The organism is Hydrogenophaga sp. Root209 (assembly GCF_001428625.1).
Classification (GTDB): Bacteria; Pseudomonadota; Gammaproteobacteria; order Burkholderiales; family Burkholderiaceae_C; genus Hydrogenophaga.
In genome coordinates, this window is sequence record NZ_LMIE01000034.1 from 1 (window position 1) to 26,490 (window position 26,490).

Sequence of the window (26,490 nt, forward strand, 5' to 3'; positions counted from 1 at the left end):
AGCTGATAGACCTGGTGGCACGGCTCGACGAACTGACCGACCTCTCGCCGCTGGCAGGCATGCTGGCTCGCCAAGCGTGCGCTGATCGACACTAACAGCGTTTATTGGTGCGGGCAGGCTGGCGTGCGGAAAAAAAAGAGACGTGCAATACCCCTCATTGGTCGGCGTTTTTGCTCTCCGCGGAAGGGCTGCGCCCAATGCGGCAAAACAAGCGCTGCAACATGCTCCTGGTCTCCCCACGGGCCAGCTGCTGCGGATGGTGACCAACTCCAGGCAGCGCCGTCACTTCAAGCGGCATCAGACCGTGGCGAAACAATGCAATCGCGCTGGGCCGCCAGCCATATTCATCGTCATTGCCGAACAACACGGAGACCGGACAACGCACTGCGGCAAGCTCGACGCTCATGTCCCATTGAAGTGCCTGCGGGCTGGCCCAGGGCTCGTACCAGCCCCAGAACATGGTGTCGGTGTTGTCGCCATGGTGGCGACGAAGTTTTTCGCGCAAGCCGTCTTGCTCAAACGCGCGCCGCGCGACGGCCATGGCGTCCACCATGAACTGATCCACAGCCATGGTTGGCGAGCAGGCAAAAACGCCGCATACCAGCTCAGGATGCGCCGCCGCAGCCAGCACCGACATGGCTCCTCCATCACTGTGGCCGAACATCAACGCCTTGTGGATTCCAAAGTGGCGCAACACCTCGCCAAGCACCGGCCCAGCCTCTTCACGCCGGTAGCTGGGCTCGCGCCCACCCACCAGACTCTCGGATCGCCCATAACCATACCGGTCATAGGCCAGCACCGGCCAGCCGCTGGCTTCGGCCAACACCTGAGGCAGGTCTTTCCAGGTGGTGATGCAGTCCAGACCGCCATGCATCATCACGATGGTCGGCTGCCCGTTGCCCACATCACCCCAGGTGGTGGCGGCCAGCCGATGGCCTCCCGCAAACAGTTCGTGTTCCTTCATTTCGTTCTTTTTCATCATGTCAATCTGCCTCCGGGTTGGGCATTGCAGAGGATCCACACAGCCTACAGGTCGGCCTGTCCAGTCAGCAGTTGGCGCGCGACGGTGCGGCGCTGGATTTCGCCCGTACCGTCGGGTATACGCATCACGCGGGCGAAGCGGTAGCCCTCTTCCAGGCGCAGTTCGTTGGTCAGGCCCATGCCGCCGTGGATCTGGATGCTGCGGTCCATCACGCGCCCCAGCATCTCGGTCGAAAATGCCTTGACCATACTGACCTGTGCGTTGGCTGAGCGGCCGCTGTCCAGGCGCCAGGCACAGTTCTGAATCATGGTCTTGGCAGCGTAGATGTCCATCGCGCTGTCGGCCAGCATGAGCTGGATGGCCTGGTGCTCGGCAATGGGCACGCCAAAGGTTTTTCGCACCTTGGCGTAGTCCACCGCCTGGTCCAGCGCCCAGCGGGCCAAGCCCAGGCAGGATGCAGCCATGCCCATGCGCCCGGCGTTGACGCCGTCCATGGCCACCGCCAAGCCGTGCCCGACGTCGCCGAGCCGGTGGTCGTCGCGCACACGCACGCCGTCGAGCACGATGACGCCGGTGTCGCCGCCTAGGTGACCCATGGTGTTGATGATGCGCGGCACTGAAAAACCTGACGCGCGCGTGTCGACGAAGAAACCGGTGACACCACCCTTGTGGCGCGCTGCGGCTTCGGGGTCGGTCAGCGCGAACACCATGGCGTAATCGGCGTAGGGCGAGTTGGTTATCCACTGCTTGGTGCCGGTGAGCACCCATTCGTCACCGTCGCGCACGGCGCGGGTTTGCATGCCGAATACATCGGAGCCCGCATCGGGCTCGCTCAGACCAAAACACAGGGTCTTGTCGCCGCTGGCGATGTCGTCGCGGTACTGCGCGAAGATGTCCGGCTTCAGATGCCGCAGCACAGGCGACAGACCGTTGGTGAAGGGCGAGGGCAGCACCACCGTCTGCACCAGCGGCTGGGCCGGACCCACGCAGTGGTTGAGGCTCTCCTGCACATGGGCCATGACCTGCGCGCCCTGCCCGCCACCACCCAGTTTTTCGTCGCCGAACAAGGTGTAGAAGCCCAGTTCCGCGGAGCGCTTGCGCACCTGCTGGCGCAGCGCCAGCGCCTCGGGCACATAACGGCCGCTGGCGTCGAACAAAGTGCGTTCGCTGCCCAGCAGATCGTGGTGGCGCTGCTGCAGTGGCAGCACTTCGCGCTCCACGAAGCGCAGCACTGCCTCGGCAATCGCCACGGTATCGGGATCGATGGTGAAGTCCATATGGGAAACCTCGGCGCTACAACAGCCGGAACTTCGGCAGCGTGACCTCGTCGGTCACGTCGTCGTACTGCACCGTCACACGCTGGCCGATGCGCACCGCCTCCACATCGTCGGTGACGATGTTGGTCATCATGCGCGCGCCCTCGTCGAGGTCGATCACCGCCACCACGTAGGGGGTGTCGGCCTTGAAGGCCGGACCGGCCGGCCGGCGCGCGATGGTGTAGCTGTAAATGGTGCCGGTGCCGCGCGCATCGACCCATTCGACGGCGTCGGAATGGCAGTGCGGGCACAGGACGCGCGGATAGAAATGGTGCTTGCCACAGTCATGGCAGCGCTTGAGTGTCAGGCGATGTTGTTTCAGGGCGTCCCAATAGGAGCGGCTCTCGCCATCGATGACGGGCAGGGGTTTGTCGTACATGGTGTTCACCGGGTGGAGAGAATGCAAGTGGCACCGCTGGAGAGCGTGCCGCCGGTGCCGTGGACCAGCGCGGTCACGGCGTCCTGGATCTGGCGCGGGCCGCATTCACCGCGCAACTGGCGCACCGCCTCGATCAGCAGGAAGATGCCGTACATGCCGGGGTGTGCGTAAGACAGACCGCCGCCGTTGGTGTTAAGCGGGAATACACCGCCCGGCGCGGTGCGCTGGTTGGCGACAAAGGCTCCACCCTCGCCACGCTTGCAAAAGCCCAGCGCTTCGAGCGTCAGCAGCACGGTGATGGTGAACGAGTCATAGACCTCAACCACGTCAATGGCGTCATGCCGGATGCCCGCCATGGCAAAGGCGTCCCGACCGGCCACTTCGGCGGCCGTCAGGCGCGCTAGGTCGGGCATGGCGGCGATGGTCCAGTGGGTGTGTGATTCGCCGTAACCGCGCACGAACACCGGCTTGCGACCGAGCGCCTTGGCGTGCTCGGCGGTGGTCATGACCAACGCGCCACCACCGTCGGTGACCAGACAGATATCGAGCAGGTGCAGCGGGTCGGAGATCATCGTGCTCTGGAGCACATCCTCGATCGACAGCGGCTCGCGCATGGTGGCCGCCGGATTGAGCGCCGCCCACTTGCGCGTGGCCACCGCGATCTCGGCCAGGTTCTCGGAGGTGGTGCCATATTCGTGCATGTGGCGCTTGGCCGCCATCGCATAGCCGCCCACCGGCGTGGGCATGCCCCAAGGCGTCTCGTACTGCATGGTCAGCACCGCCGGGCGCCCGGCGAGGTTGCGGCTCATCTCGCTCTTCTGCAGGCTACCGTAAGTGATCAGCGCCACCTCGCAGCGGCCAGCCTCGATGGCGGTGGCGGCATGCGCCACATGCGCCTCGAAGGCCGAGCCGCCGATGTTGGTGCCGTCGACGAAGCGCGGCGTAATCCCCAGGTACTCCGACAGCGTCACGGTCGGCAACTGGCCCGGACCGGGCACCCCCCACATACCGGCGGTCAGCAACCCATCGACTTCGTGCATGGCGATGCCGGCGTCCTTCAAGGCGTCGCGGGCGACCAGCGCCTGGGCCTGCAGGACCGACATGGGCGCAAGGACCTTGCCGTCCTTCAGTGGCAGGTCGGCAACGCCGACGATCACAGCTTCTCGTTTTGTCATAGTTGGAAGTTTCCTAGTGTTGAATATCCCGGTCCACCCGGTCTGTACTGTTGATCCGGCCCTTTGACGTCGCGAGTCGTAGACGGGCTGCCACAGGCAAACGACTCACGAAAGTTCAAAATTCATGGAGCCGGAGCAGCAGGCAAAAAAGTAATGGTTTCAGTGAAGTCGGCAATGGTCTCGCCACGCTGATTGATCACCAAATGTTGCAACTCCATCAGGGTGTAGCCGCGCGAGGTCGTGGGGAGCAACCGGGCCTCCCCTTCGACATGAATGGTGTCGCCCGGAAACAGCGCACCGCGCAGGCGCGCCTGTACGCCGGTCATACCGCCGAACGGGCCGACTTCGTGGCCTTTGAGCGTGCCCTTGATGATGCCCGCCACGTAAGTCGCCAGCAGCCCCATGCCTAGCGAGATGACCATCGGGCCGGGCGCAAAGCGGCTGCGATGCGATCCGGTCATGTTCTCCCGGATGTACTCCATGTCGATGAAAAATGGTTCATGCAAGCCGACCACATTGACGAAGGTGACGATGTCGGTTTCGCTGATGGTGCGCCGGTGCGTCTTGAAATGATGCGACTTGGCACTGTCGGTCAGCTTGGTCATTTTGAAGTCCGGTGATGGATGGGGGGTGGTGATGGATGAAAGTGGTCCTCTGCGGGCAATCCCTCGATCGGCCTGTCCCGCTGTTTTGACAAAGTCGGGTTTTTATGTATCCAGCGCCGGAGAACAGCGGATGAACCCAGCACCCTTGACTGGCGGTCCACTTCAGGGCCAGATCGCCCTCGTCACCGGTGCCACGGCCTTCATCGGTCGTGCCATAGCGCTGGAGTTGGCGCGGCGCGGCGCGCACGTGGTCGTCAACGGCCGCAATCCCGAAGCCGGGCAGGCGGTGATCAACGAGATCGCTGCGAACGGCTACAGCGCCACGTTTGAACAAGCCGACCTGACCAATAGCGATGCGGTTCATGCCATGGTGGATCGAGTTGCCGAGCGCCACGGTCGCCTTGACATCCTGGTGGCCAGCGGCGCAGATGCCAGTGCCGACTTGCCGTTCTTTCGCCTTTTCAAGGAAATGCGCGACGGCGGCTTCGACAACTACATCCGCGCCCACTGGCTCACCCGCGTGTATGCGATCCAGGCGGCCGCCCGCGTCATGGCACTGCACGGTCGCGGCAAGATCGTCGCGGTGGGTACCGCCGCGGGCCGCGTGGCCACGGTCGGCGAATCTTTCATTGGCGGTGCCACAGGCGGCATGATGCAAATGTGCCGCGTGCTGGCACGTGAACAGGGGCGCGACGGCATTCGCGTCAACGCGGTGGCGATGAGCTACATCTGGGATGCCGAGCCGCGCTGGGGTCCGGGCTCGCCAGCGCTCGAAGACGGCCATGGTGCGGGCATGATCGAGAACCCGCGCAAGCGCATGCTGTTTCCAGTGCATTGCCAGAACATCGCCAACTCGGCGGCGTTCTTGGCCGGACCGGAGTCCGATGCCATCACCGGCCAGACGCTCAGCGTCAACGGCGGTTTGAGCACACCGGGCTGACATGGCCATCAGGCGCCACCGTGCGCGGCCTTGACGGCCGCGCGGTCAATGCTATCGGCACCGCCCAAGGGGAGTGCCGATACAAACACCACGTGCTTGGGTTTTTTGTAGCGTGCGATGCGACCGCCCACAAACTCGATCAACTCCTCGGCACTCAGCGTGCACCCCGCCTTCAGCACGCAGACAGCCTTGACCGCCTCGCCCCACTGAACGTCCGGCACACCGAGGACCACCACCTGCGCCAGCGCCGGGTGCTCCATAATGACCCGCTCGACTTCAGCCGGATAAACGTTCTCGCCCCCCGGCTTGATCAACTCCTTGGCCGGTGAACGCCCGCTGTACCAGAGGTAGCCCTCGGCATCGACGCGCCCCATGTCGCCCGTGTGGTGCCAGCCGTTGCGCAGCGTGAAGGCGTTGTCTGCTTCACAGCGCCAGTAGCCCTGGAACACCATCGGCCCCCGCACCACAATTTCGCCGGTGGCGCCTGTGGGCAACGGGCGGTCCAGTTCGTCCACCACCGCGACCATGTTCAGCGCGGTGGGACGCCCGGCGCTGCCGGGGCGCTCGTCAAATGGCGCCAGGCTGACCGAGCCCGAGGTCTCGGTCTGGCCGTAGGCACTCCAGAAGGTCGCCTGGGGACAGGTGGTGCGCAAGCGCGCGATGGTCTCGGGCACATCGATCCCCGACACCACGCGCAACCTGGCCAGTGAAGAGCCTTGGGCGGCTGCGGCGTCCAGCAGGGCACCCAGCATCGGTGGAAAGGTGCCGATCAGGCTGCCCCCGTCCTCGTCGATATGTTTGACCAGACTGGGCGGATCGAAACGTGTCAACAGCAGCGTCGCCCCGCCCGCCTGCTGCGTGGCCAGCATGAAGCCGATGGCGGCCACGTGAAACAGCGGCAAAACGCCCAGATTGACGTCCGTCGGCGTCAGGTGCCAGGCCAGTTGCGTCTGCAGGCTGGCGGCAATCAGGCCGCGGTGCGAGAGCAGCGCGCCGCGCGGCCGACCGCCCACGGCGGCGGTGTGGATGATGAGCAAACCGCTGTCGTCGGCCAGACCGGGCAGATCCGCCGCCTGCGTATCGCACTCCCGATACAGCTCACTGACGGGTTGCCATGGCGCTGGCGCGGCGCCCAGCGTGTAGCGCAGCGTGTCGTCCAAACCGCGCTGCGGCAGCAGGGCCTGGAATTCATCGGCCACGATCAGCACCCGCGGTGCCACGTCCTCGATGACATAGGCGACCTCCTCGGCCGACAGCCGCCAGTTGATCGGCACCACGATCGCGCCCAACTGGGCTGCGGCGCCGAACAGATCGACGTATTCCAGGCAGTTGGGGGCCAGTATCGCCAGCCGGTCACCCTGGCCCACGCCTGCGTCCGCCAGACCGGCTGCCAGGCGCGCTGTGCGCCCGGCGTACTGGGCGTGCGTGATCCGCTGATTGCCGAACACCAGAGCGGTGTTCGATCCGTACAACCGCGCGTTGCGGTTGATGAGATCGTGCAGCGTAAAAGATCGCAAACTCATTTCAGGCTCCTGGTTCAGATTTCACCCGACGGGGACTGTGTCGACGGCATCACTTCGTGCAGAAACGCCGCCACGCTGGCGGCGAAGGCGTCGTTGGCATCACCAGCGATCATGTGACCAGCACCCTTCAGATCGATAAAACGCGCCCGCGGCAGGGTTTGCACCAGGGCGCGCGCATCTTCTTCGCTGATGACGTCGCTGCGCTGGCCGCGCAGCAGCAAAGTGGGCGCCTGCAGGCCGCGCAAAGCGCGCTCGTAGCCGTCCGCATCGCGCCGGTGGTTGTGGTTGGCCTCGCTCATCAGTTGCGGGTCCCAATGCCAATTCCAGAGACCTTGCGCATTCATGCGCAGGTTTTTCTTCAGCCCCTCAACCGGTCCTTCCATGGGTCGGCCCCGGTAGGCGGCGATATGCTGGGCGGCCTCTTCAAGTGACGCAAAACCATCGGGCCGAGCCCGCATGAAGCGCACGATGCGCTCGACACCGACTTCTTCCATGCGCGGCGCAATGTCCACCAGCACCAGCGCGTTGATCGGCGGCGCATCGGCGCGGCCCACAGTGGCCATGCTGATGAGGCCACCCAGCGAGGCACCGACCACCGCCAGCGGTGTGCCCAGTTCGCGCCAGATGCAGCACATGGTGTCGGCCAGCGTCTCGATGCGGTAATCGCCATCCTTGGCCCAGGCGCTGTCGCCGTGGCCCGGCAAGTCCAGCGCCACGGTGTACCAACCCGCATCGCCCAGCACCTGTGCCGCCTTGCCCCATGCATGGCGGGTTTGCCCGCCACCGTGCAGCAGCAACACCGTGGGCGCGCCGACTGGGCCATAGACGTCGGCCACCAGAGAGCCACCGGCAAAGCCGGGAAATTCCCGGCGCGTCGTCATGATGACGGCCCCACTTCCTGGGCGAAGTCGGCCCCGCTGTCCGCGGTCTGTCCCCAGTCGGCGAAGGTTTTGTAATGTGCGCGCCAAGAGGCCAGCAGTTCATCGCGCGGCAAGTCGGCGTAAGTGCCGTGGTCGTGCACATACTCCATGTGCCTGCGGCCGCTGACATCGAATTCATGAAAGACCGAATCGGCGCGGCCATCGAATTCCAGTGGATGGATACCGGCCTTCTCGCACAAGGAGCGGTTGAAGGCGGGCGTGGCCTTGAGCCACTGCCCGTCAACCCACAGCTCGGTGTAACCGTGAAAGACGAACAGATCGGTGCCCATCATGTCTTGCAGGCGCTTGCTGCTCAGGTGGTTGCGAACGTCGGCATAGCCCAGCCGTGCCGGCACGCCCAGGACGCGGGCTGCCGCTGCCAGCAGCGCCGCCTTGGGCACGCAAAAGCCACGCCCGGCCTCGATCACGCGACTGCCCTTCAAACCCTCGACCGTGGTGTCAAAGCAGTAGGGGTCGTAGAGAAACTCGTCACGCACGGCGTAATAGAGCTTGACTGCGATCTCGCGCGGCGCCATGGCAGGGTCGGCCACCCGGTGCGCGAACGCGATCACCGCCGAGTGATCGCTGTCCACGTAGCGGCCGGGCGCGAGATAAGCCGACGGATCGTTCGAAGGGGTGATTGGGGTTTGCATAGTCACTTCCATGTCATTGATCCTTGACGCTCAGGCACTTTGGCGGTTCGGCCAGCGCAAAGCCATTGAAGGGTTTGGATCGATCATGAGCCTGCAATTTCCAGGTCGGTCGGGCATTGGGCACGCCACCATCGACCCGAATGCAAGAACCCGTGATGAAAGCCGCCGCCTCGCACAGCAAAAACACAATCGCCGCCGAAATCTCGGCCTCGGTGCCATAACGTTGCAGCGGCACCTTGGTCTTCAGGCTGCGCAGTTCGGCCTGCATCTCGGGGCTGTAGGTATCAAAGCCGCTGCTGGCAATCCAGCCCGGTGCCACGGCGTTGACACGCACGCCGGCGCAGGCCCATTCGCAAGCCGCCGTCTCGGTGAACGACAGCATGCCGGCACGCGCCGCACCGCTGTGCGCCATGGTCGGCATGCCGCCCCAGATGTCGGCGATGATGTTGACAATGGCGCCGCCATGGAACTCCATGGACTGGTTGAAGGCTTCGCGCGCCACCAGGAAGCCGCCGGTGAGGTTGCTGCGCACCACCGCATCCCAGCCCTTCAGGCTGATGTCCTTGACCGGCTGCGGGTACTGGCCACCCGCGTTGTTGACGAGACCATCGATCTTGCCGTGCTGTGCGATCACGTCGGCGATCATGGCCTTGACGCCCGCCTCGTCGCGAATGTCGCAAGCGTGGATACTGGCCCGGCCGCCGGCCTGCGTGATTTCAGCTTGCACAGCTTCCAGCTTCTCGACGCGGCGACCGACAAGCGCGACGCTGGCCCCTAGGTTGGCCAGTTCGTGCGCGGTGCAGCGGCCAATGCCACTGCCACCACCGGTGACGATAACGGTTTGACCAACAAACAGGCCAGGGCGGAACACGGAACGGTAGGTAGATTGAGACATGATGGACATTTCCTTTCTGCACCCTCAGGCTCGCAGCATGAAATTGCCGTGGCCAAGGGCGATGGGCTTATCGGGGCTGGATTGCCATGCCTGGATGCGCAGGTTCGCCACACGCTGGCCCAGCTTGACCATCACGACGTTGGCATAGGTGTCCTGCGGACGGCCCGAGCGCAGGTAATCAATGTTGAAATCGATGGTCTTGGGCAAGTCCCGGCTGTCCATGTGCCACAGCAGGTAGAACAATCCGGCGCATTCCAGAAACCCTCCGGTGGCACCGCCATGCAGAGCCGGCAGCATGGGGTTGCCTATCAGTTTTTCCTGGAAAGGCAAGACGCAGGTGAACTCCTCGCCCTTGACATCAATGCGCAGGTCCAGAAAACGCGCAAAGGGCACCGCCTGGATCACTTCGCTCCAGTCACCCTGGGCGCGCGCATGGTCAATTTGTTCGGTCCATTTCATCGTGGCACATCCTCGTTGCGCAATACCGGTCGCCCGGAAGTAAACATGTAAATGCCGACTGCGGTGGCTATTGGGTCGTCCAACGTGTCGTGGTAAGCGGCGCCACGGACGAACGCCAGTTCTGCAGTCAACTTGTAGCAAACGGCTCCCCCCAGAATCGCCCGCCCGGGCGTCGCGGGCTTGAGGTAGTCGATGCGCAAGTCCAGCGTGGCCATCGGCCGTATCTCCGGCAGCTTGACGAAAATCGCGAATCCGAGCGCGGCGTCGAGCAGCGCAGTGATGACTCCGCCATGCAAAACCCTGGTCTGCGGATCGCCCACCAGTGCTTCCTGGTACTCGACTTTGAGCACGCACCAGTCGGTGTGCACCGCGTGCGGCAGGAAGCCCAGTTCGCGGTTATACGGCGACACATGGGCGAACTTTTGCCATCGCTTGGCGATTTCTTCTTCTTTGATGATGTGTGTTTCTGTCATCTCGACATGTCTCCAGACAAGGTGAGGGTGGGCTCTTCGCTGGCCGCCGTCACCGGATACCAGCGGGTCGCGGCTGGCGTTTCTTCATGGCGCACATGGCCGGCACGCTGCAGCCACAGCAGGTGCGCCAGGGTTTCGCCCATGGCCAGGTAAGCATGCAGCGGGTCGCTCTGCGCGCCATAAACGGCGTAGCCGAGTTCGGTGGCATTCATGCCCCCCTCGCCCAGACGCGCCAAGAACTTGCGCAGTGCCCTCTGGTGGTGCGCCACCAGTCCATGCGCGCGCTCGACCCCGGCGTGGTAGACGCCGTGGTGGGCTGGCAAGACGTACTCGATGTCCAGTCCCGCAATGGTGCGCAGGCTATCCAGGTAACGTGGCAGCGGATCGGTTTCGCCATAGGGCCAGACACCAATGTTGGGTGTGATGCGCTCGAGCAACTGGTCGCCCGTGAGCAGCAATTTCAGCTTGGGCTCGTACAAGCAGATTTGGGCAATGCTGTGTCCACCAAGCACCAGCACGTCGAAAGCATGATCGCCGATGTGCAAGGTCTGGCCGGCTTCGAGCGGCTCGACGCGAGTCGGCACGGCACAGGCCATATTGCTTTGCAACACCCCGCCCACCACCTGATGCGCATCTTCCGGCGCCACCCCATGGCGGCACATGAAGTCGATACAGTAAGCGCGGTCATCGATGCTGACCACGTGCGTCTGCCGCGCCACCGCCACCTCCTCCTCGCGCATCAGGATCGGAGCCCCGGTGCGCTCGTGCAGCCACACCGCCAGCCCGAGGTGGTCGGGGTGGTGGTGCGAGACGATGATGCGCGTCAAGCCAGCCGCCAGCGGGCCTTCCAATGCGCGCAGCCACAAGGCCCGCGCCGCCTCGCAATCGGCACCCGTGTCGAATAGGCACCAACCCTCGCTGTCGCGAATCAGGTAGATGTTGACGTGGTCGATGCCATAGTCCACCGGCAGCGTGAACATCAGGATGCCGGGCAGGACCTCCTTCAGAGGCAGCTCGACCAACCCGTCAATGACTGAAGTAGCTCGAGAGGTGCTCATGTTCACAACCGTTTCGCCACTTCTTCGAGCATGACCTCGGTGGCACCGCCACCGATAGCTTGGACGCGTGCGTCGCGCACCATACGCTCGATCGCGGCCTCGCGCATGTAGCCGAAGCCGCCGTGGAACTGCTGGCAGTCATAGACCACATCGTTGACCAGCTCGCCGCACAGCGCCTTGACCATCGACACCTCCTTGACGCAGTCGCGCCCCTGCGCGTCCAGCCAGGCCGCGTGGTAAACCAACTGGCGGGCCGCCGCCACCTGCGCTGCCCGCATGGCCATGCGCTGGCGAATCGCCTGCTTGTCCCACAGCGTGGCGCCGAAGGCCTTGCGCTCGCGCACATAGGCCAGCGTCAGCTCGATCGCGCGTGCGGCCTCGCCCATCACCTGCGCACCTAGCACCATGCGCTCGTTCTGGAAGTTGCGCATGATCTGGTAGAAGCCCTTGTTCTCTTCGCCCAGCAGGTTGGCGGACGGCACGCGGCAGTCCTCGAACACCAGCTCGGCGGTGTCGCTGCACAGCCAGCCGCTCTTGTTGAGCGCACGCCCGACCCGAAAACCCGGGGTGCCCTTCTCGACGATGAAGATCGAGATACCGCGCGAACCCTTGGCGCTCGGATCGGTCTTGGCGGCGACAAAGTACACGTCGCCATGCACGCCGTTGGTGATGAACATCTTGCTTCCGTTGATGACCCAGTGCTCACCGTCGCGCACCGCGCGTGTGCGGATGCCGGCCACGTCGGAGCCGGCATCGGGCTCGGTGACCGCCACAGCGCAGATCTTCTCGCCACCGATGATGGGCGGCAGGTAGCGTGCGAGCTGCTCTGGCGTGCCAAAGTTGGCCAGGTGCGGCGAGGCCATGTCGGTGTGCACCATCACCGTCACGGCGAAGCCGCCGTAAGTGGAACGGCCGAGTTCTTCGGCCAGGATGGCGCTGTACACGGTGTCGAGTTTCGAGCCGCCGTACTTTTCGTCGTAGCGTATGCCCAGATAGCCCAGTTCGCCCATCTTGCGCAGCAGCGCGCGCGGCACCATGCCCTGATCTTCCCAGAGCGCGGCGTGCGGCACTACTTCCTGCTCGACAAAGCGGCGCAGGTTGTCCCGGAACTGCCGGTGTTGCTCGTCAAAATAAATCGGCTCGTTCATTGCTTTTCCTCGGATTCGATTGTTTCCATGATCGCTAGCACATCACCACCGCGCACCGCGTCGCCGACGCGGCAACGCAGCTCGGCCACACGTCCCGGCGCTACCGCGCTCAGCGTATGCACCATCTTCATAGCTTCCATCTGCACCAGCGTGTCGCCCGCGTTCACACTCATGCCTACACTGACCTGCACCTGCGTCACCAGACCGGGCATGGGGGCGAGCAGGAGATTGCCGCCCAGCTCATCGGCACCCGCCGCGCCCTTGAGTGCGCGCTGCCAGCGATCGAGCCGGCGCCAGGCCCACGTGCCGCTCAGGCCAGAGAGCCACACGCGTTCGCCTTGCTTGGCGTGCTGCTCCACCGCCACCGTGAAGCGAACCGTCAGGCCGTCGCACTGCAACGCCAGGGTGTCGCCGACCAATACCGCCGCCAGGGTCAACTCCCGATCGCCGACGCACACACGCCAGCTGTCACCCTGCGGCGAGACGCTGACTTCATGCACGCAGCGCTGCTCGTCTTCGAGCAGCACCTGTGTGCTGCCAGTGCCACTCCCAGCGCCGGCCGCGCGCCAGGCCCCGAGCGACTGCCAGGCCGAGCGCCCGGCCGTCGCCTGTTTGATCAGCACGCCGTGCACGGCGGCAGCCGCGATGGCCAGCCCATCGTCCGTGCGCGGCTGCCAGCCTGTGGGAAAGGCGCGTTCGATGTAATGTGTGGTGAGTACTTGCGCGAAGTGGTCATGGCGCAGCAGATCGGCCAGAAAACCGAGGTTGCTGTGCACGCCGAGCAGCACCGTGTCGTCCAATGCCGTGGCGAGCCGCCGTGCGGCGGTCGGCCGGTCGTCGGCATGGGCAATTACCTTGGCCAGCATGGAGTCGTAATAAGGCGTAACGTGACTGCCGTTGCGCATGCCGCTGTCGACCCGAACGCCCTCGCCGCGCGGCTCGCGGTAGTCGATCAGGGCGCCGATCTCGGGCGCGAAACCCGCCGCCGGATTCTCCGCGCAGACACGCGCCTCGATCGCGCAGCCGCGCTGCGTCAGGTCCGGCTGGGCGAAGCCGAGCGGCTCACCAGTGGCCACCCGCAGCTGCCATTCGACCAAATCGATACCGACCGTCAACTCGGTCACCGGGTGCTCGACCTGCAGCCGGGTGTTCATTTCCAGGAAGAAGGTGTCGCCGCTGCGGCTGTCGTGGATGAACTCGATGGTGCCGGTGCTGTCGTAGCCGATGGCGTGCCCGATCGTCAGCGCGTGCGAAAACAGGGCCTCGCGCACGGCGGGAGGCAGGTGTGGCGCGGGCGCTTCCTCAATCACTTTCTGGTGGTTGCGCTGGATCGAACATTCGCGCTCGAACAAATGGACCAGATGCCCGTGCTTGTCGCCCAGCAACTGCACTTCGAGGTGGCGTGGCTCGTCGAGGTAGCGTTCCAGCAGCACGCGGTCGTCGCCGAACGAAGCCTTCGCTTCGCGTCGCACGGTATCCAGCGCGGCCGAGAAGTCAGCCGCGCTGCGCACCACCCGCATGCCCTTGCCGCCGCCGCCGGCCGAGGCCTTGATCAGCACCGGGTAGCCGATGCCCCCGGCCGCCGCCTGCAAGACCGCAGAGTCCTGGTCGTCGGCGTGGTAGCCCGGCACCACCGGCACGCCGGCTCCGAGCGCGATGCGCTTGGATTCGATCTTCGAGCCCATGCGCCGAATCGCTTCGCGCGAGGGGCCCACAAAAATGAGCCCGACGGCTTCGCAGGCGTCAATCAGGGCCAGGCTTTCCGACAAAAAGCCGTAGCCCGGATGGATGGCCTGCGCACCGGCGGCACGCGCCGCGGCCACGATGGCAGCGGCATCAAGGTAGCTGCGCGCGGCCTCCGGCGCTCCGATGCGCACGGCCGTATCGCACAGGGCCACGTGCAGCGCCTCGCGGTCGGCGTCGGAATAGACCGCCACCGTGCGCAAGCCCATGCGGCGCGCGGTGCGGGCGATGCGGCAGGCGATCTCCCCGCGATTGGCAATCAGGAGGGTGTTAAACATCAGTCGCACGCCTTCATGCCAACACTCAGACCTGCCGCCACACCGGCAGCCGCTTGCCAAAAAAGGCTGCAATGCCGTCGCGCCCTTCTTCGGTTTCCCAGGCGTCGGCCAGCTTGTCAGCGGTGTAGATCATGTTGGTGGGCAGATCGTGCGCCTGCACATAGGCCACCAGCTTCTTGGTGGCCGCCACCGCGCCGGGCGCGCACTGCAGCAGGTCGGCGAGTTCGCGTTCAATGGCCGCGTCGAGCTGATCGGCCGCCACCACTTCTGAGAGCAGGCCCAGGCGCTGCGCCTCTGCCGCGCTCATGCGGCGCGCCGTCAGAAAGGTGCGCCGGGCGTTGGCTTCACCCATGCGCGCCACAACGTAGGGCGCGATGTTGGCCGGCAGCAGGCCCAGGCGCACCTCGGTCAGCGAGTAGATGCCGGTATCGACCGCGATCGTGATGTCACAGACAGAGATCATGCCGACGCCGCCGCCATACGCGGGGCCATTGATGCGGCCAATGACGGGCATAGGCAGCTCGTTCAGGGCGCGCAGCATGAGCGCCAGATCGCCGCTTTCGCCCACGCGCTCGGTCCGGCTCTTTTTCATGTTGTCCTGCATCCAGCCCAGGTCACCACCGGCGCAAAAGGTCTTGCCGGTGCCGGTGAGCACCACCGCGCGCACGCCCGGCGCTGCGGCCAGCCAATCGACGGCACGGCGCAACTCGCTGATCAGGGTGGCGTTGAGCGCGTTATGAGTGTCGGGGCGGTTGAGCGTGAGGCGGGCCACGCCGCGCGCGTCGACGACCAGTTGCAGGGTCTCGTAGGTGGGGGTGTTCATAGAGGTTCTCTTACATGCGGTAAACAGGGGTTGCCGTACTCGGCAACGCACGGCGCGCCGCCAGCGCCAGCGCCAGGCCCAGCACGTCGCGCGAGGCCGAGGGTTCGATCAGACCGTCGTCCCACAGCCGGGAGGTGGCGTAATAGGGATCGCTCTGGCGCGCGTACTGCTCGCGTACCTTGCGTTCGATATCCAGCAGCCGCGCCTCATCAGCCGGGCCGCGCAGGTTAGAGCGCGCCAGCTCGACCATCACGTTGCTGGCAATGTCGGCGCTCATCGTGGCAACTCTGGCACTGGGCCAGGCGAACAGGAATTCGGGCTCAAAGCCGCGGCCGCACATGCCGTAGTTGCCGGCGCCATAAGAGCCGCCAACCACCAACGTGAGCTTGGGCACGCGCGCGCAAGCCATGGCATACACCATCTTTGCGCTGTGCTTGGCAATACCGCCACGCTCGGCCTCGGTGCCAACCATGAAGCCGGGGATGTTCTGCAAAAACAGCAGCGGTACTCCGCGCTGGTTGGCCAGTTCGATGAAATGCGCGCCCTTCAGGGCCGACTCGGACAGCAGCGCGCCGTTGTTGGCGAGGATGGCGACCGGCTGGCCGTGGATCGCGCCAAAGCCGGTCACCAGCGTATCTCCCCACAACGGTTTGAACTCGTGGAAAGCGCTGCCGTCGAGCAGCCGCGCAATGATTTCGCGCGCGTCGTAGGGCTGTTTGGGGTCGACCGGTACGACGCCATCGAGCTCAACCGGGTCGTAACGTGGTGCGCTGGGCGGCAGCGGCGGCACCATGGGCGGCTCGGGCGGCAGGCTGGCGACGATCTGACGCAGCATGGCCAGCGCCTGATGCTCGTCCTCGGCCAGGTGGTCGCTGACACCGGAGACACGGCTGTGCATCTCCGCGCCGCCCAGGGTTTCGCCGTCTACCACTTCGTTGATCGCGATCTTGACGATGGACGGGCCACCCAGATGAATGCGTGCGTTACCGCGCACCATCACCACTTCGTCCGACAGCGCGGGAATGTAGGCGCCGCCCGCGGTGCAACCGCCGAACACGGCCGAGAGCTGCGGCAGGCCAGCCTGCGACATGCGGCACTGGCGGTGGAAGCTGTTGCCGAAGTGGTCCTTGTCGGGAAACACGCGGTCCTGCTCCGGCAAAAAGGCGCCGCCGCAATCCACCAGGTACAGGCAAGGCAGGCGCAGGCGCTGGGCAATCTCCTGCGCCCGTATGTGTTTTTTAACGGTTTCATGGAAGAACGAGCCGCCCTTGACGGTGGCATCGTTGGCAATGAACATGCAGGGCCGCCCGGCCACCATCCCGACGCCGGTGACGATGCCCGCACCCGGCACCTCGTTGCCATACTGATCCCAGGCCGCCAGCGGCGAGAGTTCCAGGAAGGCGCTACCGTCATCGACGATGAAGTCGATGCGCTCGCGCACCAGCAGCTTGCCGCGCTCGCGGTGGCGCTGGATGTGCGCGTCGCGCCCGCCGGTGGCCACCTCGGCCAGGCGTGCGCGCAGAAGAGCGATCTGGCCCGCGTGGTGTGCAAGGTTGTCGCGGAAGCTCGGACCTTGCACATCGACCAGCGTTTGAATCACGGACATCCTGTTTCGTCCTTTGAAGCGCGGTCAGACCGCGGCGTAGCCACCATCGACCACCAACTCGGCACCCATGACGGTGGACGACTCATCGGAGGCCCCGGAACAGCACCACCGCCGACACTTCCTGATGCTGCACCGCCCGCCCAATTGGAGTGGTGCCGAGCAGCGATTTGTGATCGGCCGGATCGCTCAACAAGTCCTTGGTCATCGGCGTCTCGATGGCGCCAAGGTGAACCGAATTGACACGAATATTGAAAGGGGCGAGATAGGGCGCGCTGGCCATACTGAACAGCCGTACCTCGCCCTTGGAAGCCCCATAGGCACAGGGTGCGCCTAACGGCCGTAGATAGACAGGATGTTGATGATCGAGCCACCACCTGCCTGCTTCATCGTCGGCACCCCCGTCCGCGTGCCGAAAAAGGGGTAGCGCACGTTGACGTTGAACATGCGGTCCCACTCCGCCGCGCTGGCGAACGCCCGCCGCGACGGTTTCGCCAATCCCGGCGTTCATGTCCGCGACAGGCAGCTCGCAGTGGACCTGGCCCATGCCCATCGCACTGCCCGTCACAAGAATGACCTTGTCCTGTACTCGACCAATGACCTTCTCCTTGTCATGTGATTCAGCGCACCGCCCCACAAATCTCTTGCATTCGCTGGCCGGCGCGAAATCCCTTGAGCGAGCCGCTGTGCATCACATGGCCCGACAGGGTGCGGCCGATGACGCGTTCGGCCAGAAGGGACGCCTCGATCAGCGCCTCTAAATCGATGCCGGTCTCGATGCCCAGTTCCTGGCACATGAACACCATGTCTTCGGTGCAGATATTGCCGGCCGCGCCACCGTGCGTGTGACCCGCGAACGGACAGCCGCCCAGACCGGCGACCGAACTGTCGAACAGCCGCACGCCCATTTGCAAGGCGGCATAAACGTTGGCACCGCCGACGCCGCGCGTGTCGTGCAGGTGCAGGCCGATCTGAGCCTCCGGCACGATCGCGCGCACCGCGCCGACGCGGCGCTTGATCTCCTCGGGATTTGCCCAGCCCATGGTGTCGGCCAAGTAGACCGCCGGCAGCGGCACACGCCGGTCGGCGCAGGCATCGACCAGCCAGCGGACCTGATCGGTGAGGACCGACAGCGGCACGGCGCCACCGAGATTGCAGCCAAAGGCCGTGATCACGTAGGCCTTTTCCACCGGAATGCCCAGGGCGATGTAGCGGTCCAGCCAGCCGAGCTGGCGTTCACGCATCTCGGCCACGCTGCAATTGTTGTTGCGCTGCGAAAACGGCTCGGTTGTGTAGAACATCAGCTTGCCGTCCAGATCCACCTGTTCACAGGCGCGCGCCCGCTCGAAGCCGTTGTCGTTGAGCCAAAGCGCCGTGTAGCGGGTACCAGGGCGCTTGATGATGGCGGCGAACAATTCGGACGTGTCGGCCATCTGCGGCACCGCGCGCGCACTGACAAAGGACGCAACCTGGATCTGCCTCAGACCCGAGAGGCTCAAGGCATCAATCAGCGCGGCGCGGTCCGCCAGCGGATAGGTTTTTGGCTCCATCTGGAAGCCCTCGCGCGGTCCCTCCTCATGGAACTCGACGGAGGTAGGCAAGTTGCTCATCGCTTGTACCTCCTTCGATCAAGCCGGGCTGACTTCGGCCAGCACTTGGTGGCGCTCAACCATGTCGCCGACCCGGCAGCGCAGGCTGCTCAGGCTGCCTTCGAATGGCGCCATGACGTGCAGCTCCATCTTCATCGATTCGAGCACGATCACGGTCTGGCCGATGGAAACCTTCTCACCGACCGCCGACTTGACCGCCACCACCTTGCCCATCATTGGCGCGCCCAATTGACCGCTGGCGGCAGCGTCACCGGCGCCCCCCCCCAGATAGGGTCGTGCCGTGAACAAGCTGCTGCCCAACGCGCTGGCGAGCTCGGCCTGCCACGCGTCGCCCCGGATCGTCAGTTCCAGCGCCCGCCCACCACATTGCAGCAGGAAGCGTCCGCCCGCGAGCGGCTGCAGCGTAGCGCGCACCTTTTGCTCGCCAATGACCAGCGCACTGCTGCCCTGGTCATCGCGCATCGAAAACCGCACGGGCCATTCCGCCGCGCCCGCCTTCAACACAAGGACCGGCTGGGGTGCGGCCTGAATCGGCCCACTGCTCAGGCGCCAGCCCGTGAAACCGTCCCAGAGGGTCCAGCAGCCCAGCGCGGACGACTCGGCACGCCGTTGCGCCAGCCAGTGCAGCGCGGCAGCAGCCAGATGCTCAAGAGGCGGCGCGGCGGGAGCCACCACGCCGCGCTGCGCGTGGCGCTCGTCGATCAGGCGGGTGTGAAATGTGGCATCGCGGGTCTCCGGCCATTCCAGCAGTTCATGCAGAAATTCCAGGTTGGTGACCAGGCCGATCACCGTGCTTTCGCGCAATCCGGCCACCAGCGCCCGGCGCGCCGACTCGCGGTCGGGCCCGTGCGCGATGAGCTTGGCGATCATCGAGTCGTAGTGCGGCGAGATTTCGTCGCCACTGTCTACCCCGGACTCGACGCGCACGCCCGCGCGCGAAAAATCGACCACCTGCAACCGCCCGGTAGCCGGCAAAAATCCCGCAGCGGCGTCTTCAGCGCACAGCCTGGCCTCGAAGGCGTGACCGGTGCACCGCACGTCGGCTTGCGCCAGCGGCAGGCTGTCCGTGTCGGCAATGCGCAGTTGCAGTTCGACCAGATCGAGGCCGGTGACTTCTTCGGTCACCGGGTGTTCGACCTGCAAGCGAGGATTGACCTCCAGGAAATAATATTCTTCACCCGTGACGACAAACTCAACCGTGCCCAGGCCGCGGTAATTCACGCCAGAGGCCAGCTTGACCGCATCGGCCAGGATAGCTTCACGCAGACGCGGGCTCAGACCGCTTGACGGCGCTTCTTCGATCACTTTTTGATGGCGTCGCTGCAAGGTGCACTCGCGCTCGAACAGGTGAATGGCGTGGCCCTGGCCGTCACCGGCCACCTGCACCTCCAGGTGGCGCACATGCGGCAGGTAGCGCTCGACGATCAGTTCGCCGTTGCCGAAGGCTTTTTCGGCCTCACGCATGGCACTCTCGATGCGCGACTCCAGCCCCTCCAGCGTCTCGACCACCGCCATGCCACGGCCACCGCCACCAGCCACGGCCTTGAGCAGCACGGGCAGCTTCATACCGCGCACCAGATTCAACACCTCGGCTGGGTCGGTCATGCCGCTTTCGCTGCCGGGAATGACCGGCACGCCGAGACGGGCTGCCTCGCGCTTGGCACTGGCTTTGCCGCCGACGCGCTCGATGGTGTCGGCCCGGGGTCCAATGAAGGTCAAGCCAGCCGCATCCAGTGCGCGCACAAAGGCCGGATTTTCCGAGACAAAACCGTAGCCCGGATGAACGGCGTCGGCGCCCACACGCCGGGCCGCCGCGATGATGGCATCGATGTTCAGATAACTCTCGCTGGGCGCTGCACCCCCGAGTTCGACCGATTCACCGATCTCACGCACATGGCGGGCAAACCGGTCGGCACTGGAGTGCACGGTGGCCACTTCCAGGCCGAGCTTGCGGCAGGTGCGGGCAATGCGGCAGGCGATCTCGCCGCGGTTGGCAATGAGGACTTTCTTAAGCATGCCCAACTCCTGCGGCGAAGTGGGTCATCAAGACGGTGTGGATGCGTTGCATGGCTGGCGTCCTGGTTAAAAACGGAAGACACCGAACGGCGTCGGTTTGGCGGCAGTCCGGGATGCGAGGTCGAGCAGCAGTCCCATGGCGTCGCGTGTTTCCACCGGATCGATGATGCCGTCCACCCACAAATTCGAGGAGAAGTTCGCAGCAGGCTGGAAGTCTTCGTAAATCTTGCGTACCGGCGCCTTGAACGCCTCTTCTTCCTCGGGCGTCCACTCTTTTCCCTCGGTCTTGTTGATCTGTCTGCGCACCAGTGCCATCACCGTGGCGGCCTGATCCGGACCCATGATGGCCGCGCGGCCGGTCGGCCAAGCAAACATCGCGGTCGGGTTGAACGGGCGGCCACACATCGCCAGGTAACCTGCACCGTAAGAGGCGCCCATGATGATGGTGTACTTGGGCACGTTGGCCGAGGCCATCGCCGTGATCATCTTGGCCCCGGCTTTGGCAATGCCAGCCTGCTCGGCGGCGCGCCCGACCATGAAGCCGGTCACGTCGGCCATGAACAGCAGAGGGATGTCTCGCTGGCAGCACAGATCGATGAAGTGCGCCGCCTTCATCGCGCTTTCCGGGAACAGCACGCCCTGGTTGGCCAGGATGCCAACCTCGTGGCCATGGATGCGAGCAAAGCCGGTCAGCAGGGTGTCGCCGTACATCGGCTTGAATTCCTGGAACCGGCTGTCATCGACGAAACGCGCCAGAATCTCGCGTGTGTCGGTCGGGATTTTGGTGTCGCGGCTGATGATGCCGTAAATCTCGCGCGGATCGAAGCGCGGAGGCACCGACGGCTGACGCGTCCAGCGTGGCTTGGGCTGCTCACCCAGGTCCCGTACGATTTCACGCGTGATGGCCAGCGCGTGGCGGTCATCTTCGGCAATATGATCAGTGACACCGCTGACGCTGCAGTGCATCTTGGCGCCGCCCAGCGACTCTGCATCCACCGTCTCGCCGGTGGCGGCAAAGGTCAACTCGGGGCCACCGAGGTACATATAGCCTTGTTCCTTGACAATCACCGCCTCGTCGCACAGCGCCGGGATGTAGGCGCCACCCGCCGTGCAAGGCCCCATCACCACGGCAATCTGCTGGATACCCTCGGCCGACATGCGTACCTGGTTGTTGAAAATGCTGCCGAACTGCCCCACATCGGGAAAGATGTTGGCCATCTCAGGCAGGAAGGCGCCACCGCTGTCCACCAGCGTGATGCAGGGCAAGCGGTGTGCCCAGGCAATTTGCTGCGCCCGCACATGCTTCTTGCAGGTCATGCCGTAGTAGGTGCCACCCTTCACGGTGGCGTCGTTGGCAATGATCATGCACGGACGGCCCTGCACCAGACCGATGCCGGTGATGATGCTGGCACCCGGCGGCACGCCGTCGTACATGCCCTCGCCGGCAAGCATGCCGACCTCTAGGAAAGGCGAACCTGGATCGAGCAGCACTTCGACGCGATGGCGCGGCAGGATCTTGTTGCGCGCCAGGTGTTTTTCCCGCGCTTTCGGGGGGCCTCCGGCCAGCGCCAGTTGGCGACGGCTTTGCAGGTCCGCAATCACGGCCTGGTAGGCTTTTTGGTTGAGCCGAAATTCGTCGTCGGAAGTCGATATGCGGGAGGAAAGGATGGTCATATGTGATTGCGCCTATTCGCGAGACAAAGCATTCAGCCGCTCAGGCCTTGAACACCGGTGTACGGCGTGCCTCGAAGGCCGCCAGACCTTCGCTGACGTCGTCATCGAGCAGAGCCGCGCTGGCCAGGTCTTCCTCAAGCTGGAGACCGACCTCCGACGAACCCTCCATGCCTTGCCGTGCCAAACGTTTCATGGTGGCCATGCCGATGCGGCTGCGCGTGGCGATCTTGCTGCAATACGCCAGCGCCGCTTCACCCAACTGCTCAGGCTCGACCACATAGTTCACCAGCCCCCACTGCTCGGCGGTGGCGGCATCGATCCAGCGCGCCGAAAAGAACAGGTCCAGGCCACGGCGCAGACCCGCAATGCGTGGCATGCGCTGGCTGCCGCCCCACCCGGGAATCAGGCCGAACTGGGCATGCTGGTCGCCAAAGCGCGCGTCCTTGGCCGCAAAGATGATGTCGCAGGCCAGCATCAGTTCGCTGCCACCGGCCAGGGTCAGACCCTGGCAGGCCGCCACCACCGGCAAATCGCTGCGTTCCAGGCGCTTGAGCACGCTGTGACCATAGCTGATGAAGTGCTTGAGCCTGGCTGGATCGCCACGCAGCGACTTCACCTCATCCAGATCGGCGCCGGTGCAGAAGTGCTTGCCTTGCGCCCGGATCAGAATGGCGCGCACACCGGAGTCGGATTTCTCGAATCCGTCGATGGCGGCCTCGATGGCCGCATGAACGGACATCGACAGGCAATTGAATTTTTCGGGGCGGGCTAACTCGATAATTCCAACGGCGCCGGCACGGCTGATCTCCACTGGGGATGTCTGAATCATTTCTTGCTCTCCTTGGCGTACTGCACGGCGGCGCGTCCCACGCGCTCGCGGGCAACGATCAGCTTCATGATTTGCGCCGTTCCGTCGCCGATTTCCAGGCCCATCACGTCGCGCAGGCGCTGCTGGTGAGGCAGGTCCATCGACCAGCCATAGTGCCCAAAGGTCAGCAGGCACTGGTGAATCGCGTCAAAAGCGGTCTTGGGGCCCATCCACTTGACCATGGCCGCTTCCGCGGTGTGCGGCTGACCGGCATCGCGCAGGGCCAGGCCGTGGTAGCAGAGCTGGCGGCAAGCGGCGATCAGGGTCTCGAACTCGACAAGGGGAAAGCTCACGCCCTGGTACTGCGCCAGCGGCGCGCCAAAGGTCTGGCGTTCCTTCACGTATTCCCAGGCTTCGTCGATCGAGGCCTGCGCGGCGGCCACGCACTGCAGCGCGATCAGGATGCGGCTGAAGTCAAAGCCCTGCATCACCTGCGTGAAGCCTTTGCCCTCCTCGCCCAGCCGGTTCTCGACCGGCACCCGCACATCGTCGAAAAACACCGAACCACGGCCGATGATCTTGCTACCAACATCGTTGAAGCGCGTGCGTTGCACGCCGGGCTGATTCAGATCGACCAGGAAGGCGCTGATGCCTCGTGCGACATCCTCGGGCTTTCCGGTGCGTGCGAACAACACCATGGCATCGGCCTGGTCGGCAAAAGTGATGGAGGTTTTCTCGCCGGAAAGCACGTACTCGTCGCCCACGCGACGCGCCTTGAGTTGCAGATTGGCGGCATCCGAGCCGCCCCGTGGTTCGGTCAGACCCAGCGCGACGATGGCCTCGCCCGCCACGATCCGGCTGTTCCAGGTGCGCGCCAGCTCGGGGGACGCATTGGCATGGATGATGGCGCCCATCAGCGAACTGAGCAGCTGCATGTAGCTGACGTTGAAGTCACCATAGGCAATTTCCTCGGTGATCATGCCGGCCGTGACGCCACTGAGGCCCAAGCCGCCATATTCCTCGGGCAGATCAACACCGATCAGACCGAGCGAACCCATTTCCTTGAACAAGGCCCGGTCGATGCCAGGTTGCGATTCGCGCTTCTGGTAATCGGGCCTGAGCTTCTCTCGTGCAAAGCGGCGCGCCACGTCACGCAGCGCAATCTGGTCATCGTCGAACATCATGGGTAAATCTCCTGACTGACTGTTGTCGAAATCGCCGCCTGCATCACACCGTCAATCCGGACGAAGAATTTGAGGTGCTCGCCAATTGCATGGCTGGTCGTTGTCGCATGATATCATCGAACAGGTGTTAGTTAGATTTTTAAAGAGGCGTTCCCCATGTCCACCGAAGCCACTGTTTTCTTTCCGACGCTACTCTCCGTCCTGAAGGTAGGCGCGCACACCCTTCGCAACCGAACGCTGATGGGATCGATGCACACACGTCTGGAGTCGCTGGACCGGTCGATCGACCGGCTGTCCCTGTTCTATGCCGAGCGCGCACGCGGCGGCGCGGGCCTGATTGTCACGGGCGGCTATGCCCCCTGCCAGGATGGCCTGCTGGATGAAACGGGTCCCCTGCTTATCACGACGGCACAAGCCGATGTGCTCAGACCGATCCCTCAGGCGGTGCACGCCGAGGGCGGCAAGATCATTCTGCAAATCCTGCACACAGGGCGCTACGCAAAAGTCGCCAGGCCAGTGGGCGCTTCTGACATCCCCTCCCCGATCAACTCCCGCGCGCCTCGCGCCTTGAGCACGGCCGAAGTCTGGCAAACGGTGGAAGACTATGTACGCTGTGCCGAACTGGCGCAACGCGCCGGCTTCGACGGCGTCGAGATCATGGGCTCGGAGGGCTACCTGCTCAACCAGTTCACCGTCACGCGCACGAACAACCGCAGCGACGAATTTGGCGGCAGCATGGAAAATCGTCATCGCCTGCCGGTGGAGATCGTGCGGCGCACGCGCGAACGCCTGGGGTCGCAGTTTCTGCTCATGTATCGGGTTTCGGCGCTCGATCTGGTCGAGGGCGGTGCCCCGGCTGACGACATCATCCAGCTCGCCCAGGCGGTGCAGGCCGCAGGCGCTGACATCCTCAATACAGGCATCGGCTGGCACGAAGCGCGCATCCCGACCATTGCCTACGTGGTGCCGCGCGCGGCGTGGCGCTTTGCGGCGGCCCGCATCAAACAAGCAGTGACGATTCCTGTCATCGTCTCCAACCGGATCAACACGCCCGATCTGGCCGAAGAAATCCTGGCCAGCGGTGACGCCGATATGGTGTCGATGGCGCGCCCCTTCCTGGCCGATGCCGACTTCGTACGCAAGGCGGCGCAGGGCCGCGCCGATGAGATCAACACCTGCATCGCCTGCAACCAAGCCTGTCTCGACTACATCTTCGCCGACCGCCCCGCCACCTGTCTGGTCAATCCACGCGCCGGGCGCGAGCTGGAGTTCTCGCTGATGCCGTCACGGGCCATGCAGCGCAAGGTGGCGGTGATCGGTGCCGGCGCGGCCGGACTGGCCTGCGCGCTGACTGCGGCGGAACGCGGTCATGCGGTCACCCTGTTCGAGGCTGGACCCGAGATTGGCGGCCAGTTAAACCTGGCCCGGGCCGTGCCGGGCAAGCAGGAGTTCAACGAACTGTTGCGCTATTTCAGGCAAGGCGTGGCTCGGCATGGCGTGACGCTCAGGCTCAACAGCCGGGCGGATGCCCCATCTCTAGCTGCCGGTCACTACGACCGCATCGTGATAGCCACCGGCGTGCGCCCGCGCCTGCCGCAGCTCCTGGGCATGGCTCACCCGAAAGTGATGAGCTATGCCGATCTGCTGTCGGGTCGGGTGCAGGCAGGCCGCCGGGTCGCGGTGATCGGCGCCGGTGGCATCGGTTTCGATGTAGCCACCTTCCTGCTGCATGACGAGCATGAGGGTAATGCTGCCAACGCGCCTCAGGCGCTTGAGCAGTTTTACGCTGAATGGGGCGTCGATACCTCGCCCGCAGCTGCGGGTGGCCTCAAACCGGCACTGCCAATCAGCGCGCCACGCGAAGTCACCCTGTTGCAGAGAAAACCTGAAAAGCCTGGACGCAGTCTGGGTATGTCCACTGGCTGGGCACTCAAGGCCGAGCTGGCGCGGCGCGGCCTGCGCACGCTGCCAGGATGCGTCTATGAACACATCGATGACGCCGGGCTGCACCTGCGCGTCAACGGTGTACCGCAGACGCTGAACGTGGACACCATCGTGATTTGCGCCGGCCAGGACAGCGAGAACGCGCTGGTCGCCGAATTGCGCGCGCTCGGCCTGGCGCCCGATGTCATCGGCGGCGCCGAGCTGGCCGCCGAACTCGACGCCTTGCGCGCCATTGACCAAGGCACACGCCTCGGTCTGGCGATTTGAGTCCACTGGAACAC

Annotated in this window: 25 protein-coding genes; 2 read left to right on the plus strand and 23 right to left on the minus strand. The window is 64.6% G+C overall.

The features are described 5' to 3' along the window. Positions 1-154: 154 nt before the first annotated feature. The 5 genes from ASE11_RS24200 to ASE11_RS24220 all read right to left on the minus strand — a co-directional run bounded on the left by ASE11_RS24200 (position 155) and on the right by ASE11_RS24220 (position 4,457). On the minus strand, positions 155-979 hold the full coding sequence (locus ASE11_RS24200) for an alpha/beta fold hydrolase (protein WP_056278140.1): 825 nt from the start codon (positions 977-979) through the stop codon (positions 155-157). Positions 980-1,026: 47 nt separating this feature from the next. After that, on the minus strand, positions 1,027-2,259 hold the full coding sequence (locus ASE11_RS24205) for an acyl-CoA dehydrogenase family protein (RefSeq protein ID WP_056278144.1): 1,233 nt from the start codon (positions 2,257-2,259) through the stop codon (positions 1,027-1,029). Positions 2,260-2,275: 16 nt separating this feature from the next. Continuing rightward, a complete protein-coding gene (locus tag ASE11_RS24210) occupies positions 2,276-2,677 on the minus strand; it encodes a Zn-ribbon domain-containing OB-fold protein (RefSeq protein WP_034694630.1) in 402 nt (133 codons plus the stop codon). Positions 2,678-2,682: 5 nt separating this feature from the next. After that, a complete protein-coding gene (locus tag ASE11_RS24215) occupies positions 2,683-3,852 on the minus strand; it encodes an acetyl-CoA acetyltransferase (protein WP_056278147.1) in 1,170 nt (389 codons plus the stop codon). A 122-nt stretch (positions 3,853-3,974) separates the two neighbouring features. Then, positions 3,975-4,457, minus strand: a complete 483-nt coding sequence (locus tag ASE11_RS24220) for a MaoC family dehydratase (protein ID WP_056278151.1) — start codon at positions 4,455-4,457, stop codon at positions 3,975-3,977. A gap of 130 nt (positions 4,458-4,587) precedes the next feature. Here ASE11_RS24220 and ASE11_RS24225 point away from each other — a divergent pair, with 130 nt between their 5' ends. Beyond that, positions 4,588-5,397 (plus strand): SDR family NAD(P)-dependent oxidoreductase, encoded by an 810-nt coding sequence (locus ASE11_RS24225; RefSeq protein WP_056278154.1) that lies wholly within the window; start codon positions 4,588-4,590, stop codon positions 5,395-5,397. An 8-nt stretch (positions 5,398-5,405) separates the two neighbouring features. On the opposite strand, the gene ASE11_RS24230 is transcribed toward ASE11_RS24225, so the two are convergent. The 18 genes from ASE11_RS24230 to ASE11_RS24310 form a co-directional block, all read right to left on the minus strand. Then, entirely contained in the window at positions 5,406-6,920 is a 1,515-nt protein-coding gene (locus ASE11_RS24230; protein ID WP_056278157.1) for an AMP-binding protein, read from the minus strand. 14 nt (positions 6,921-6,934) lie between these two features. After that, positions 6,935-7,801: an alpha/beta fold hydrolase gene (locus tag ASE11_RS24235; protein ID WP_056278160.1), complete on the minus strand. Its 867-nt coding sequence runs from the start codon at positions 7,799-7,801 to the stop codon at positions 6,935-6,937. Further along, complete coding sequence (locus tag ASE11_RS24240) at positions 7,798-8,493, minus strand: transglutaminase-like domain-containing protein (RefSeq protein ID WP_235501454.1); 696 nt, start codon at positions 8,491-8,493, stop codon at positions 7,798-7,800. Before ASE11_RS24240 ends, ASE11_RS24235 begins: the two co-directional genes overlap by 4 nt. A gap of 13 nt (positions 8,494-8,506) precedes the next feature. Continuing rightward, entirely contained in the window at positions 8,507-9,388 is an 882-nt protein-coding gene (locus ASE11_RS24245) for an SDR family oxidoreductase (RefSeq protein ID WP_056278584.1), read from the minus strand. Between the two features lie 24 nt (positions 9,389-9,412). Continuing rightward, entirely contained in the window at positions 9,413-9,847 is a 435-nt protein-coding gene (locus tag ASE11_RS24250; RefSeq protein WP_056278166.1) for a PaaI family thioesterase, read from the minus strand. Then, positions 9,844-10,320: a PaaI family thioesterase gene (locus ASE11_RS24255; protein WP_056278169.1), complete on the minus strand. Its 477-nt coding sequence runs from the start codon at positions 10,318-10,320 to the stop codon at positions 9,844-9,846. Before ASE11_RS24255 ends, ASE11_RS24250 begins: the two co-directional genes overlap by 4 nt. Further along, positions 10,317-11,378, minus strand: coding sequence for an MBL fold metallo-hydrolase (locus ASE11_RS24260; protein WP_056278172.1), 1,062 nt, complete (start codon positions 11,376-11,378; stop codon positions 10,317-10,319). The genes ASE11_RS24255 and ASE11_RS24260 overlap by 4 nt, the downstream gene beginning before the upstream one ends. Positions 11,379-11,380: 2 nt before the next feature. Further along, complete coding sequence (locus tag ASE11_RS24265; protein ID WP_056278176.1) at positions 11,381-12,526, minus strand: acyl-CoA dehydrogenase family protein; 1,146 nt, start codon at positions 12,524-12,526, stop codon at positions 11,381-11,383. After that, positions 12,523-14,547: a biotin carboxylase N-terminal domain-containing protein gene (locus tag ASE11_RS24270; RefSeq protein WP_056278178.1), complete on the minus strand. Its 2,025-nt coding sequence runs from the start codon at positions 14,545-14,547 to the stop codon at positions 12,523-12,525. Before ASE11_RS24270 ends, ASE11_RS24265 begins: the two co-directional genes overlap by 4 nt. A 25-nt stretch (positions 14,548-14,572) precedes the next feature. Next, positions 14,573-15,370, minus strand: coding sequence for a crotonase/enoyl-CoA hydratase family protein (locus ASE11_RS24275; protein ID WP_056278180.1), 798 nt, complete (start codon positions 15,368-15,370; stop codon positions 14,573-14,575). A 10-nt stretch (positions 15,371-15,380) separates the two neighbouring features. Further along, positions 15,381-16,976 (minus strand): acyl-CoA carboxylase subunit beta, encoded by a 1,596-nt coding sequence (locus tag ASE11_RS24280; RefSeq protein ID WP_056278183.1) that lies wholly within the window; start codon positions 16,974-16,976, stop codon positions 15,381-15,383. A gap of 82 nt (positions 16,977-17,058) precedes the next feature. Continuing rightward, the gene (locus ASE11_RS26935; protein WP_056278186.1) at positions 17,059-17,256 is read right to left on the minus strand and encodes an SDR family oxidoreductase; all 198 of its coding nucleotides are present in this window, start codon (positions 17,254-17,256) and stop codon (positions 17,059-17,061) included. 50 nt (positions 17,257-17,306) lie between these two features. After that, a complete protein-coding gene (locus tag ASE11_RS26940) occupies positions 17,307-17,420 on the minus strand; it encodes a hypothetical protein (protein WP_250637255.1) in 114 nt (37 codons plus the stop codon). Positions 17,421-17,593: 173 nt separating this feature from the next. Beyond that, positions 17,594-18,583, minus strand: coding sequence for a hydroxymethylglutaryl-CoA lyase (locus tag ASE11_RS24290; RefSeq protein ID WP_056278190.1), 990 nt, complete (start codon positions 18,581-18,583; stop codon positions 17,594-17,596). A gap of 18 nt (positions 18,584-18,601) precedes the next feature. Further along, positions 18,602-20,599: an acetyl/propionyl/methylcrotonyl-CoA carboxylase subunit alpha gene (locus ASE11_RS24295; RefSeq protein WP_056278193.1), complete on the minus strand. Its 1,998-nt coding sequence runs from the start codon at positions 20,597-20,599 to the stop codon at positions 18,602-18,604. Positions 20,600-20,665: 66 nt separating this feature from the next. Beyond that, the gene (locus ASE11_RS24300) at positions 20,666-22,273 is read right to left on the minus strand and encodes a carboxyl transferase domain-containing protein (protein WP_056278196.1); all 1,608 of its coding nucleotides are present in this window, start codon (positions 22,271-22,273) and stop codon (positions 20,666-20,668) included. Between the two features lie 40 nt (positions 22,274-22,313). Next, complete coding sequence (locus ASE11_RS24305; protein WP_056278198.1) at positions 22,314-23,102, minus strand: enoyl-CoA hydratase/isomerase family protein; 789 nt, start codon at positions 23,100-23,102, stop codon at positions 22,314-22,316. After that, entirely contained in the window at positions 23,099-24,265 is a 1,167-nt protein-coding gene (locus tag ASE11_RS24310) for an acyl-CoA dehydrogenase family protein (RefSeq protein ID WP_056278202.1), read from the minus strand. Before ASE11_RS24310 ends, ASE11_RS24305 begins: the two co-directional genes overlap by 4 nt. Before the next feature lie 156 nt (positions 24,266-24,421). Here ASE11_RS24310 and ASE11_RS24315 point away from each other — a divergent pair, with 156 nt between their 5' ends. Further along, complete coding sequence (locus ASE11_RS24315) at positions 24,422-26,476, plus strand: NADPH-dependent 2,4-dienoyl-CoA reductase (RefSeq protein WP_056278205.1); 2,055 nt, start codon at positions 24,422-24,424, stop codon at positions 26,474-26,476. Positions 26,477-26,490 lie beyond the last annotated feature (14 nt).